Genomic DNA, 14,480 nt, shown 5'->3' on the forward strand with positions numbered 1-14,480 from the left:
CTTCGAACCGTACGTACACCTCTCGACGTATACGGTTCTCCATTTATCAATCTAGCTTCCCGTTATGCAAGTTGAGATGGCATTCCTTACAAAGTTGCCATGGTTTTGCGATTTCGTTCAATCATTCGCTTTTCCCATCTCTTCTTGCCTTTCAGGTCTTTTAGCTTTTTTATGTGGTGTATTTGAAGTGGAAGGTTCGTTTTTCCACACCATTCACATTGTCCTGGCTAAAAGCCTTTCGATTAAACTCGTACGATTATAAATAATGTTTCTTTCTTTAGTGATAGCGTCCATAGTTGCGTCCTTTGTTAAGTGGGTCTGTTTCTTAAACCCATCATTATCAAAGTACGATACCTTCTTTCCATTGGCAGTTTCATATCTAACGCCAAAATGACCATTTGTGCTGAATTTACTGATTATCTTCTTAAAGCTGGATTTGTATTTATTAGCGAAAGTTTTGTACATGCTATATTCCATGATGCATTTGAAACCGTCTAGTTTGTAATCATCGTTTGCTAGTTTATAGTAATTGTACAATCCTCTTATTTCAGTGTTATAGATAGATAATATATCTAAATCGTCATGCTGAAGAAGGTGTGCTCGGTGAGCTGATTTCCATTTTTGAGTATGTGAATCGATTTTTACCGCTTTATATTCAATGAGTTTGTTTCGCCAAACTTCATGAGGGAGTAAGAGTTCACAACACATTGTTCTAGTACGCTGTTTATGTCCGCTTGCTGTAGTTTTAGTGGTAAGATTATCATGACTTATTTTAACATCGTATCCTAGAAACCTTGCTCTATTCTTCGAATGTGTAATTAATGTTTTTTCTTGGGATAGTTCAATTTTTAATGCATTCTCAAGAAATAGAGTGATATGGTGTTTAATATTTTTACAATCTTCTTTACTCCCGATGACTCCAATTAAGAAATCATCTGCGTATCTAACGTACTGAATCCTTTTATAGTTATCATCCATTCGTTCTTTGTATGGAAGCTCCATCATATGTTCTTTGAGATATTTGTTGTGTGTTATTGCTTCTTCTTTTTCTTGAATGCTCATTTCGTTCCATTTCTCTTTATATCTTGCTCTCGCTCTTCTAAGTCTAGCTTCACGAGTTCGGTATTCCCTTACCCTTTTTCGATCTTTACCCTTATCAAAGTTTATTTTGCAAGCCTTGATAAAGTTATCTAGTTCATTCAGGTAGATGTTAGAGAGAATTGGACTTATGATTCCTCCTTGAGGTGTGCCACTATAAGTTCTATGAAATTGCTATTCTTCAAGGTAACCTGCCTTTTAGGAATTTCCAAATTAGGCTGATAAAATGTTCATCATCAATTTTTCTTCTGAGTATCCATACCAGTTTGTGATGGTCAATGTTATCAAAAAATCCCTTGATATCTCCTTCGATAAACCATTTAGCTCCTGTAAATCTATCTTTTACTTGAGCTAATGCAGTATGACAGCTTCTTTCTGGGAGAAATCCATGAGACGCTTCAGAAAAATTATTCTCGTAGATACCTTCCAAGATCATTCGCACAACTTCTTGTATTAATTTATCCTAAAATGATGGTATGCCTAAAGGTCTTTTGTCTCCATTTTTTTAGGAATGTAGACACGTTTAGACGGTTTAGGTTGATAACTAAAATCTTTTAATTTTTCAATAAGTTTTTCAATACGTTCAAGACTCATTCCATCAATGGTTTGTCCATCTACACCTTCTGTCATGTTGCCTTCTTTGGAGTAAATCTTCGCATATGCCATCAGATAAAACTCCATGTTGTAAAGGTTTCTATAGAGCCTTTTAAATTTGTAATCTTTACGAGTTGTCTGATTCGCTAAATTGTCTAACACTACTTTTGGACTTCTCATAGAGCCTCTCGCTCCTTTCCAATTTAAGTTAGACTAGATAAACTGTTCCCCTTCGCCTTGTGACAAGCTTTCCTTATCTCGGACTACTACGGGAACTCCGTTACTATTGGATATTCAGACACATATGTCATAGCTTTAAAGATAAGCATTCCAACGTAGGTAATCACCATTTAGTACGTGTAAGAACTAGCACATTGTTATATCGGATGCGACGTTCGTCCTTTGTTCCCTTATTGGGATTGGTCAGCCTAGAACCACTTCACTACTGACACACAATTAGTCAGAGTGCAAATTATGAAAACGAGCTTCCAATTAACTCATTTCCTTGGCTGTATAGCGTTTTATAGTTACTTTCCGCTATAGGTGGACATTAACCCCCTCGGACTATCGTTAAGGCAGTATAGCTTTCAACCTTATTTACCACTTTTCATCTTGCCATTCAGTCGTATCATAGTAACTTGATAACTTATGGCTTTCCTAACATGCTACACTCCCCGATTTTGGTTTCCCTCACGGATAAGTTATAGTTGATGACAGGCATTGTGGTTTAGGCTGCTTCTTGTAAAAGAAGATTTCTTACACGACCTTATGGTCGCACTTGTAGGTGTCTCTCAGCCCCAACCGGTGATATCATTGGATCTATTGTTGAAAATGTAGTTTCAACAAAATGTATAGCAGTAAGGTAATTCCAATCAACTGTATATTTTTTTTCCTCCTCTTGATAGATTTTAAGGAATTCTGGAGGTACCATCATCCCCATTCCATTTTCTAAAAAAACATTGAAATACAAGCCCATATAACCATCCTTATGAATATCATTTTCAATAAGGACGCTACTAAGAGTTGGAGGTCTTGTTCAGTAAAATCAAATGATTTGATAACATAATCAAATTTTTTTATAATTAGGTACACTATTAATTCTAGCAAATTGCCATTTTTTAACTTTTTTCCTATACATAGTAGTCTTATTGTTTCCACTAGTATTTTCACTAACTTTGGTATACTCTTCATCTAACTCTATTTCTTTATAATAATAAGAATCTATTGTATTCCATTTATGCCACAGTTACCATACCGGCGAAGTTTGCTGTGAAAGTACATCTAGACGTTCATGGCACCTTTTCTCCTTTAATCAGAACAAAAAAGACTGAAGTTCTTCAGCCTTAGTAACCTCAATAAATCTTGAGCATTGGGGGATTGAGCATTGGTCGATTAATATAGATACTTCCCGTTCTCTCAGTATGGTGTCCTGCTGGGTAGATTGTTGCCCTAACCCACCTTGCTGGTTTGTCAAACGTTTGAGTAACGTGAAGAGGAATCCACCTGACAGTTCCGCCCAGGGGGTCCACATTTTTTTCAAAAGCATCATTATTTATACTAAATGTTTTAATAATATCATTATCTCCATTACCACAATTTGAATGACCTTGACTCCGCAAGCGTATAGTGACTATCTGTGATGGTGAATCATCTGCTATTAAAACTGCTAAATCAAAAGAAATCTCGTACTTATACTCTTCACCGCTATCATATTTCCTGTATGGGTGGAGCGCAAATGTTGTGTTGACGTAAGCATTTGGCTTTTGAGCTGTCACTTTAAAAATAGGGTGACTGAACCATTCGGTATCATCATAATTAATTCCTTCAATAGTGGAGTTTTCATTTGAGTGAAAATTACATGGGATATAAAAATCACTAGGTGAAATGTAGTCTAAATTTGCATTAGCCACTAAAACACTACCTGTATCTCCTGTTTTAAAACCTGCTGGATAAATTGTGGCTCTAATCCATTCCGCTGGCTTATCAAAGGTTTGAACCACTGAATAAAGAGCCCAATAGTTTGTTATCGTAAACGTTTGAATGGTATCATTATCTCCATTTCCGCCGTTGAGATTACCTTGGTTACGTAAGCGTAAAGAAACAGTTTGTGATGGTGAATCATCTGCTGTTTTCATAGCTATAAAAAATCGAAATGTACCATTATTAATGTCTTCACGACTAAGACTATAAATATCATCACCATCAAAAGTTTTATTTACGTAACCATTCTCTCCTGTTGCAGTAATTTTAAAAACATCACGCACCTCCCTCCCAAGATTCGTACTCCCAATGTTTTCAATCAACGCTTTGGGAGAACAGTTAAATTTATCTAATCCAATATCTTCATAAATTTTTATGCCAAACTCTCCTTCCGTTATAGTATTAGTATTTATAGTATTAGTGTATATAGTATTAGTATAATCCTACTTAGATATTCCTCCTCTAGCTCTTATGGGGTGGCTTCTTTATTTGAAATATGTAACACTCTACCTATGGACAAATCTTAATTAATTTAATACTCATTGTGTTTCATAAAGTTAACTTATTCCATACCACTTCTTTTCGTATTTTCTCCAAAAAAAAGATAAAATCGTCATAACCTACCTAAGTATGTATTTATTAATAAATCTTTGATTACAATTCAACACAATTTCTAATATATTTCACCAAACTATCGTAATGCTATTTTCTTAGATGAATTTGGTCAACTACAGCATTTTTATAAATTTCAACAAGTTTTTCTGCTATAACCCCTTCCATCCTTAGATATTTCCAAAAGTGTTTGAATGTCACCCAAAAAATAATAATTGGTAAGGTCTCGTTCTTATACAGAAAGTTTTTCTTTCCCATAATCAAGAACTTCCGTGAACATTTTCTCATGCTTTTCTACTGAAAAATCACTCCTATTCAACTAAGTATCACTTGACGTTATAAGTAAAATATGCTCATCCGCTCTTAAACCTTTGGAATGTGGATTTAAGAGAACAGAGATATCTGTCACCAGTCTAAAATCAAGTCTAACAATTAAGATTTTATCTGTACCGTCCTAAAGTCAAATTCACTAGTTGAGATACTACCCTTTCCATTTTGAAATCCATTTGGATAAATTTTAGCTATAACGTTACCTGAACCTGTAGATTCATTAAGGGTCTGAGTAACCGAGTAATATCCCCATTCATTAGGTGTAATGTCAGTGTTTGTGGTAATACCATCATTATCTCCATTCCCACCATTATCAATATTTTCGTTTTGTAGACATATAGAAACAGTTTGTGATGAAGGTCTTAGCCAAACACCAAAGGAATAAGTATTTCCATTAGGATTAGTATTTGAAAGATCTCGGTATATATAATCCTCGTCAGTATAGATAAATTCAGATACTCTAGTTGTATTACCTGTTTAATAATAAATAATCGCCAAATAATTACTTTATTATTTAGATAATTCATTAAAGAAATATTAGTAAGGTTAAATAATAAACATGAAAATTTAGCTTAACTGTGGAACTTCTTAAACGTCATTTTTTCTAGATTTATTTTTAGGCCATACAGATTTTGGTCTAGTTTTGGATATTGATAAGGGGCCTCGAATAATTGTATCCTTCCATCCACTTGGATTTGTCGGTGAAATAGGCCAAAAATAAGGCGATTTTAAGTTGGTTAGTCCTGTAAGATGGATAAATAACCAGGCAAGACCTAATACTATACCTAAGTTACCTAGTACTCCAGCTAATAAGATAAACCCAAACGTATAATTCTCACAGAGTTGCTCATTTATAACTTGGGACAACAAAAGATGAAATAGCAGATATAGAGACAGCTATAATTAATATATTACTTGTAATACCTGCATTTACTGATACTGAACCAATTACAATACTTCCGACAATACCCATCGTTTGACCAATTTTTGTCGGTAACCGAGCACCGGCTTCTCTCAATAATTCAATTGTAAATTCCATAAGTAGTGCTTTCATTATTGGAGAAAACGGGACATGGCTTCGTGATTGAATTAGACTTTTTAGAAGAAGATTAGGTACCATTTCAAAATGATAGGTAGTTATTGAAACGTATAGTGAAGTAAAAGTTAGTGTTACTATTAATACCATGAAACGAAGGATTCTTGATGCTGACCCAACTAGCCAACGTTAGTTATAGTCAATATGATAATAGGTGGGTAGAGTGGTATTTTGAGTTACTTCTACCTCATTAGCATAATTGTTATTTTGACCTTTTCTCAACCATTTTTTAAGTATCTTAAACATCATACACCCTCATTTTGTTCAAATCATTGAGTACCTTCGACCTAAATACCATGGACTCTTACGCTAAACCCTATGAAGGGTATAAGAAACAAATTAATTTTATTAGTACAATAATCCATTATGGTCAAAATCAAATTTCCTATTCGATGATTGTAATTATAATATTTTTGTATTACATATCTGTTTTTCTGACTTACAATATGATTAGGCTAATCTATGGTTTAAGACACATTATTTAAAAGTGTACAATGTTGTAGTATTAACGTTGTATCATACGAAATTATCGTTTCTTTTGTATCTATGTTGGGTAAAATGAATAACAAAAAACCTCACTCCTATATGGTGAGGTTTTTTGATTGAAATGACTTTATATACTCATCATGTGTTGAATATAAAATATGTATTGTCTATCCATTTTGTGTAGATTTTTTATATCATTTTCAAATTCATTATAATGCGCCACCCCAGCACTTTCAACAAAAAATCTTGTCAGGACAGCGGTTGCAATAAAAACAATAAAAAGTACATTAAGATATAAGGTATGTCTTGTTTCGCCATTTCAACTATAACTTGATCAAATGTTTATTTTTCTTTCTTGATAAATTAGGCCTTTGATAGCTCTTTGTTATTATCAATTGTTTATAAGAAGTGGTAGTTGAAAAAGTAATATCCTTTAATGAAATATATAAATTTTGAAATATACAACTGCGCTCAAACTCTACAATTTGAGCGCTATTGTAGGTTATACACAATTTATTACTTAGTCACATATTTTTCTTTTATTCTTCCCAGGTAAGTTCTGCACCATACGCATAAACTGTTGTTTCACCTTTAGGATTTGAGTCTTTTCCATTTGGATAAATTGTAGTTCTGATGAAACTACTTTCAGCATCAAAAAACTGCGAAACTTCATATTTTGCCCAATCAGAAGTTACTAGAACATCTACATCCTCCAATTCATCCTTTTCAGCGTTCCTAATACGTAATGTTACGAGCTGCTCTTCATCAGCTCTAAGCCAGACACTGAAAGTATATTCCTTTCCTTGTGGATTAATATTTACATCATTTCTTAAGTAGCTTAGTCCAGAATTACCAGGTACAGATAGTTTAAGAACTCTTTCTCCATTTACCGATAATACATCATCTTTATCAACGGTTAACCCTATAGATTCCCAGTTTGTAAAATCAAATGTGTTCTCAACAACCCCTACATTATAGTATCTATTTGTTGAATATTCATATGAACTATCTCCCGAACCCCAGATATTGAAACCTCTAGATGTTATTATTTTCGTTCCATCATAATTAGTAGCTATATTACTAATTATTGATGAGTTAGGAAATTGTGGATCATCATGTGTAATACCCTCTGTGTCTGCAGCACTCCAATAAATCTTGCCATCTCTAATATGTCCTTTGTTGACAAACACATCATATTTGCCATATGAAACCATATCCTCATCTGTTTCAACGTGAGTTTCGAAGACATCTCCTTTGTCAGTTATAGAAATTTTGGGCATGTCCCCATTAAATGCATACACAGTTCCTCTTGATCTACCGTTATCTCTTGTTTCTGACCAAGTTATAACTCCATTTTGTTGTAATTCCCCAACCGCATAATACATCTTGTCAGGGTTGTTGTTTACCCCTCTATGTGCTACGACTATTGTGCCATTAGAATTAATGTCTACAGTAGGGTTTTGTCCGGTAGCATACTCTGTTCCAATTGCTCTTCCGTCACCATCTTCATTATTCCATTCAATGCGATCTTGATTAATGTACCCTGTATTGTATACAAGTACGCCGTCTTTCTCATGAACTGCAATAACGGTTCCATCATCATTAATAGCAATTGATGGATTCAAACCATTTGCATAAACTACTTCATTAGAAATATTATATAGAGTACTGAAAGGTTCACCGTAAATATTATGTTTTATTTCTTTAATGACATAAGTTAAGTCTGATTCATCTTCTGATTCCTGAGCAACTGAAATTACACGTGAACTATTATCAAGTGCGATATCGGCATTGTGTCCTCCAAAGTATGACCAATTACTTTCCCAGTTAATTTCACTGCCATTTATTTGTCCAACTCTATAATCAACTGTACCTCTCATATCATTATCCATATAAACATGATCATCTCTGTAAATGAATTCAACTACATCACCGTTATCATTCATTTCTATAGAACTATTTTTCATCCAATTACTATAAGCCTCACTAATATCACCAATATACTCAGTTTCTTCCTGCCAGTTAATGTTATCATTCACTACAGTCCCATCACTTCTAGTAAGAGAAGGACTATAAGCATATAGAGGATCTTTACTATCGCCACTGATAGCGTTCTCTTTCGAAATCATAACTTCAATAGTATCACTATCGTTTTCAAATGTTCCTGTTACTTCATATTTTTCTAGACTAGTTCCTACGTTAATATCTTGGGAGAAGGTTTCCTCATCACTCATTACCCATAGTGTTACAGTTTGTTCACGGTCAGATTGTAAGTAGACAGAAAAAGTATATGTTCCCCCTTCAGGGTTTTCAATAAATTCCTTAGTAACATTACCTAATTCCCCGTCTATCTTTGTTAAATACTGATTGTCCAAAACTACTTTGTCTTGATTGTTTTCAAAATCGCTTAAATTAAGTGGCATCATATACGTAGGTTGATTTTGCAGCACTTCTACATTAGAGGACACAACCTTTGTCTCTCCATTACTATCTGCAAATACGACGTTCACCGTCACTGTGCTATCCATATCTACATCTGATAATGGACTTTCTAATTCATAGACCCCTGTATTTAAGTTATACACCATGTCATACTCTTTACCGTTTATAACAGCGCTTATATTATTGATCACTTTCCCATTCGCGGCAATGAATGCTTGGATATTGTTGTCTAGATAGTACGCAAAGGATATGACCGGCTCATCATTAGGATCAATCTTCCTTAAATCAATCTGCATGCCAGGTCTTAATGGAATATCCGAAAGGTTTCGAATCTCATCAACATATTGCTGAATTGTTTCATTCGTATCTGCATCGCCAATTAACGTCCAGTTTTCGTCTAAATGATGTCCATCGATGATAAGGTTTCCACTACCATCAAGCTCTGCATTAAAAGCAGATATTAAAGCATCGCCAAGCGTTACCTCCGGTTGGTAAGTCTGTCCCCTATTTGCAAAAACTTTTCTTTCCTCATACTCCTTTGTATTCGGATTTTGCACGCGAATCGTCGCGGATGTATTTTCAATTTGTGACAAATAATGGTTCCAATCCTCTGATTCCCCGTCTACTGAGATAGTGCCTTGAGAAATTTGCAAATCATTAATAATAATAGGGTATCCTAAGTTTAGTTTTTGCAATTGGTCAATCGTTAAAGAGATCTTTGAACCATCTGCCTTTGAGTTCATTACAACCGATCCAGTATACGGAAACTGATCATCAGCCTTTAACAATTTAGCTGCTATTTGAGGGTCAAATGTTTCAATATCTTCCCCCCCTAATTGAACTCCGATGGTAGGAACGAAATCATAAATAGGGGCAGTACCTCTGTTTGTATAATGAACCTTTAGGTCAAGAAAAGCAGCTTCATCAGGTGTTGTAGTCGTGGCTGTACTCCAGTTTGTTGCCTCAGTTGCATCTCCAGCTTCCCATGAAACGGTACCTGATTGTCTCGTATCACTATAATCATAACCTGAAGAAAACGTAATATGTGATTCTGCACCACTGTTGAATGGGTTCAAAGACGCTTTTACTGCCATTCCGTATTCCACACTTGAGTTAAAGCCATTCGTGATCGTCGTTAAATCATAAGTCTGCGTATTAAAGCTTTGTGTGTTTGATATTGAACTACCATCTGTTAACGTGATCGTTTCATTAGGCGTATAGTCAAAGCCATCCAATGTTACTTCAATATCCGGATATGCCGGAACGAGAGGATGGTCTCCAGGTGACAGAACAGCCCGATCCATATTTACTTTCGTAGCTTCCATATAATCGGTATACGGATCTTGGTCTGTACTTTTTTGGCTTGGGTCCGTATTATACATCGTCCATTGATCGAGGTATTCATCATCCCATTCAACTAGTCCCACTCCAAAAATATATGTGAAACCTTCCATTTCCCAATCGTCAGGAATACAATCTGCATCGCCATCGTATCCTTCTGTACAAGGTGTAGGAGCAGAAGAGACAGTACTTTTCGTTTTTGGTTGCTGATCTACTGATTCTTCCCCTTGTACTGGTGGGAATAATCGTTCTTTTGGAATCGTCTCTTCTTCCTGCTGAGAACTACTCCATTTGATATCAAGCTCAGAAAGTGCAGCTTCCGCATTACTATATAATATTGCGATAGAGTACTGTTGATTGGCCTTTAGAAGAATTGACTGTGGTTCCAATTCTTGCCCATTAATAAGTAACTCTCCATTCACCCATAGTTTAATATGATCATTATCTGAGGTAGTAAAAGTATATTCTTCAGAGTACTCAGGTTGAACAAAGCCATCCCATTTAATAGAATGTACATTTTCTATCTTTTCTTGCAGTGAAGATGGGGCATAAATTGAATTTATATTAAAACTTGCATCTGAATCTTCTGAACGAATTAATAGATAGTTAGTGAATTCATCATCAGAATAATAAGTTCCTTTTAAGCCATTTGTGATGATAATAGGCTCCTCTTTTTCTTTTTGTACCTTAAGTTGTGTAATTTGAGATTCAATATCTGTTGCATAAGTCGTTATTTGTGCAAACGAAGCCAATTGTATCGTAAGTGCCAATATTGTAAGAATTGAAATAAAACGATTTTTTGCTTTATGCTGATTCATTGATAAGCTCCTTTCAATGCATGTATTGAATTGTAACTCTGCTTACTTATAAAAATGTAAAAATTAATTCAGCCTATAATTTCCTTCCAACTTATTAACCTAGAAAATAGTTGATAAGTTGGAAGATTCGTAAATTCGCCCTACTCTGTCCAGCTCAATTCGGCACCGTACGCGTAAATTGTTCCTGTCGGATTGGACACATTCCCGCCTGGATATATTGTCGTCCTTATGAAATCACTACTGACATTGAAATACTGAGAAACCTCATACTGTTGCCAATCAGTAGTTACATGGATATCTACATCCTCCAATTCATCCTTTTCTGCGTTTCTTATACGTAATGTTACAAGTTGCTCTTCATCAGCTCGAAGCCAGACACTAAATGTATACTCTTTTCCTTGTGGATTTGTATTTATGTCATTTCTTAAGTATGCTCTTCCTACGTTGTTAGGTACAGTTAGCTCAAGAACTCTTTCCCCATTTATTGTTAATACCTCATCAGGTTCAATTGTTAAGCCTACTAATTCCCAATTATCAAAATTAAATCGTCTATCTAAGCTCCCATCTATCGTAAGAGTAGGACTATATGCATATAGAGGATCTTTACTTAAGAAAGAGAAAGCGTTCCCTTTATAGATCGTAACTTTAGTAGTAGCACTACCGTTTTCAAATTTCCCTGTTACTTCGTATTTCTCTAAACTAGGTCCTACCTTAACGTCTTCCCAGTAGTTATCTTCTTCATTACTTATCCATAGTCTTACAGTTTGTTCACGGTCTGATTGTAAGTAGACAGAAAAAGTATATGTTCCTTTAGAGTTTCCATTAAACTCCTTATAAATATTACCTAATTCCCCGTCTATCTTTGTTAAATACTGATTGTCAATGTCCACTCTTCCCTGGTAGTTTTCAAAATCTCTTAAATCAAGTGGCATCGTATATGTTGGTTGATTTTGGAGCATTTCTACATCAGAAGACACAACCTTTGCCTCACCATTATTATTATCTGCAAATACGACGTTCACAGTAATCGTGCTTTCCACCTCTATATCCGATAAAGGTTCTTCTAATTCATAGACCCCTGTATCTAAGTTATAGACCATGGCATACTCGTCACCGTTTATAACAGCGCTTATATTATTGATCACTTTCCCATTTGCGGCAATGAATGCTTGGATATTGTTGTCTAGATAGTACGCAAAGGATATAACCGGTTCATCATTAGGATCAATCTTTCTTAAGTCAATCTGCATGCCAGGCCTTAGTGGAATATCAGCTAAGTTTTTAATTTCATCAACGTATTGCTGAATCGTTTCATTCGTATCTGTATCACCAATTAACGTCCAGTTTTCGTCTAAATGATGTCCATCAATGATAGGGTTTCCACTTCCATCAAGCTCAGCATTAAAAGCATATATTAAAGCATCGCCAAGCGTTACTTCAGGTTGGTATGAAAACCCCTCATTTGCAAAAACTTTTCTTTCTTCATACTCCTTTGTATTCGGGTTTTGCACGCGAATCGTCGCAGATGCATTTTCGATTTGGGATAAATACTGATTCCAGTCCTTGGTTTCCCCGTCTACTTGAATAGTACCTTCAGAAATTTGCAAATCATTAATAATGATCGGGTATCCTAAGTTTAGTTTTTGTAATTGGTCAATCGTTAAAGCGATCTTTGAGCCATCTGACTTTGAACTCATTACAACCGATCCAGTACTTGGAAACTTGTCACTAGCCCTTAACAATGAAGCTGCTATTTGAGGGTCAAATGTTTCAATATCTTCTCCTCCTAATTGAACTCCAATTGTCGGAACGAAGTTATAGATAGGAGCTGTACCTCTGTTCGTATAATGAACCTTTAGGTCAAGAAAAGCAGCTTCATCAGGTGTTGTAGTCGTGGCTGTACTCCAATTTGTTGCCTCAGTTGCATCTCCACCTTCCCATGAAACAGTACCTGATTGTCTCGTATCACTATAATCATAACCTGCAGAAACCGTAATATGTGATTCAGCACCACTGTTGAAAGGATTCAAAGAAGCCTCTATTTTTGTTCCATACTCAACACTAGAGTTAAAACCATTCGTGATCGTCGTTAAATCATAGGTCTGGGTCTTCCAACTTTGTGTGTTTGATATTGAACTACCATCTGTTAACGTGATTGTTTCATTAGGCGTATAGTCAAAGCCATCCAATGTTACTTCCATATCCGGATATGCCGGAACGAGAGGGTGGTCTCCAGGTGACTGAACAGCCAGGTCCATATTTACTTTTGTAGCTTCCATATAATCACTATACGGATCTTGATCTGTGCTTGTTTGAGCGGGATCCGTCGTATACTTTAGTAGATTATCACTGAGGTATTCGTCATCCCATTCAACTAACCCCACTCCTTGAATATACGTAAAACCTTCCATTTCCCAATCGTCAGGAATACAATCTGCATCACCATCGTATCCTTCTGTACAAGGTGTAGGACCAGAAGAGACAATACTTTTCGTTTTTGGTTGCTCCTCTATCTTTTCTTCCCCTTGAACTGGTGGAAATAATCGTTCTTTTGGAATCGTCTCTTCTTCCTGATGAGAACTACTCCATTTGATATTAAGCTCAGAGAGTACAACTTCCGCATTACTATATAATACTGCGATAGAGTACTGTTGATTGGCCTTTAGAAGAATTGACTGTGGTTCTAATTCTTGCCCATTAATAAGTAACTCTCCATTCACCCATAGTTTAATATGATCATTATCTGTGGTAGTAAAAGTATATTCTTCAGAGTACTCAGGTTGAACAAAGCCATCCCATTTAATAGAATGTACATTTTCTATCTTTTCCTGGAGTGAAGCTGGGGCATCAATTGAATTTATATTAAAACTTGCATCTGAATCTTCTGAACGAATTAATAGATAATTAGTGAATTCATCGTCAGAGTAATAAGTTTCTTTTAAGCCATTTGTGATGATAATAGGCTCCTCTTTTTCTTTTTGTGCATTAAGTTGTATGATTTGAGATTCAATATCTGTTGCATAAGTCTTTGTTTGTGAAAAGGAACCGAATTGTATTGTAAGTGCCAATATTGTAAGTATAGAAATAAAACGATTTTTTCGTTTAGAATGTCTCATGAAAATGCTCCTTTCGTAGCATGTTTGATTGTATTGTTTTGTTGTAACTGCTATTAACTTAATCCCATTCTCATATAACAATCCTTCACCAAAACTAGTTGATTAAAGAATAAGAAGTTATGAAAAAAAATGTTCCTTTTGTTTGCAGCTTCATAATAGAAATATATTCAAAATGATAAATTATTATAGATGTTTATACTATTCACACTTCTATTATGTAATACATTGTGATTAGCAATAGCTACTTCGATACTACTAAAACAAATATATTAATTTCCTCTGCAACCCTCCTTCTATTCTTGAAATAGTGGAAAAGATTATAATAGAATACCTTTTATTAGCGTTAGTACTAACTAACATTATTGTAAGCAATTTTACTAGATTAAGCAATATGAAGAAATATATTGAATTGATGACCCACCTTGAGTAAGACTACTTCAATTTACCGAAATCACCCATTCCCTCTTCGCTAGCTAAAGCGCCTGTTGTCCAAACAAACCTAATGTTATTACTCCAACACAAGATAGGATCCCTAGCTTTTTATCATTTGTGACCCCTCCTTATGGT

The 14,480-nt window shown here is 35.1% G+C and carries 6 protein-coding genes and 1 pseudogene; all 7 read right to left on the reverse strand.

Annotated features, from left to right (window positions below; translation table 11 throughout):
• Positions 1 to 46: 46 nt before the first annotated feature.
• Positions 47 to 1,872: pseudogene (locus V1503_RS23700) on the reverse strand (reverse transcriptase/maturase family protein).
• A 586-nt stretch (positions 1,873 to 2,458) separates the two neighbouring features.
• Complete coding sequence (locus V1503_RS23705) at positions 2,459 to 2,668, reverse strand: lysozyme family protein (RefSeq protein ID WP_410629600.1); 210 nt, start codon at positions 2,666 to 2,668, stop codon at positions 2,459 to 2,461.
• A gap of 376 nt (positions 2,669 to 3,044) precedes the next feature.
• Positions 3,045 to 3,956, reverse strand: coding sequence for a hypothetical protein (locus V1503_RS23710; protein WP_410629601.1), 912 nt, complete (start codon positions 3,954 to 3,956; stop codon positions 3,045 to 3,047).
• A gap of 1,246 nt (positions 3,957 to 5,202) precedes the next feature.
• On the reverse strand, positions 5,203 to 5,484 hold the full coding sequence (locus tag V1503_RS23715) for a spore germination protein (RefSeq protein WP_410629603.1): 282 nt from the start codon (positions 5,482 to 5,484) through the stop codon (positions 5,203 to 5,205).
• Complete coding sequence (locus V1503_RS23720) at positions 5,462 to 5,800, reverse strand: spore germination protein (RefSeq protein WP_436976276.1); 339 nt, start codon at positions 5,798 to 5,800, stop codon at positions 5,462 to 5,464. The genes V1503_RS23715 and V1503_RS23720 overlap by 23 nt, the downstream gene beginning before the upstream one ends.
• Before the next feature lie 935 nt (positions 5,801 to 6,735).
• Complete coding sequence (locus V1503_RS23725) at positions 6,736 to 10,797, reverse strand: PA14 domain-containing protein (protein ID WP_410629604.1); 4,062 nt, start codon at positions 10,795 to 10,797, stop codon at positions 6,736 to 6,738.
• Between the two features lie 140 nt (positions 10,798 to 10,937).
• Positions 10,938 to 13,913, reverse strand: coding sequence for a PA14 domain-containing protein (locus V1503_RS23730; protein WP_410629605.1), 2,976 nt, complete (start codon positions 13,911 to 13,913; stop codon positions 10,938 to 10,940).
• Positions 13,914 to 14,480 lie beyond the last annotated feature (567 nt).

It is taken from the genome of Nanhaiella sioensis, assembly GCF_046557775.1.
GTDB classification, from domain to species: Bacteria; Bacillota; Bacilli; order Bacillales; family SM2101; genus Nanhaiella; species Nanhaiella sioensis.

What these genes read in the sequence shown, in the direction of transcription:
- V1503_RS23705 (WP_410629600.1), bottom strand. Translation starts at nt 2,668, where the DNA reads ATGGGCTTGTATTTCAATGTTTTTTTAGAAAATGGAATGGGGATGATG.
- V1503_RS23720 (WP_436976276.1), bottom strand. Translation starts at nt 5,800, where the DNA reads ATGGTATTAATAGTAACACTAACTTTTACTTCACTATACGTTTCAATA.
- V1503_RS23725 (WP_410629604.1), bottom strand. Translation starts at nt 10,797, where the DNA reads ATGAATCAGCATAAAGCAAAAAATCGTTTTATTTCAATTCTTACAATA.
- V1503_RS23730 (WP_410629605.1), bottom strand. Translation starts at nt 13,913, where the DNA reads ATGAGACATTCTAAACGAAAAAATCGTTTTATTTCTATACTTACAATA.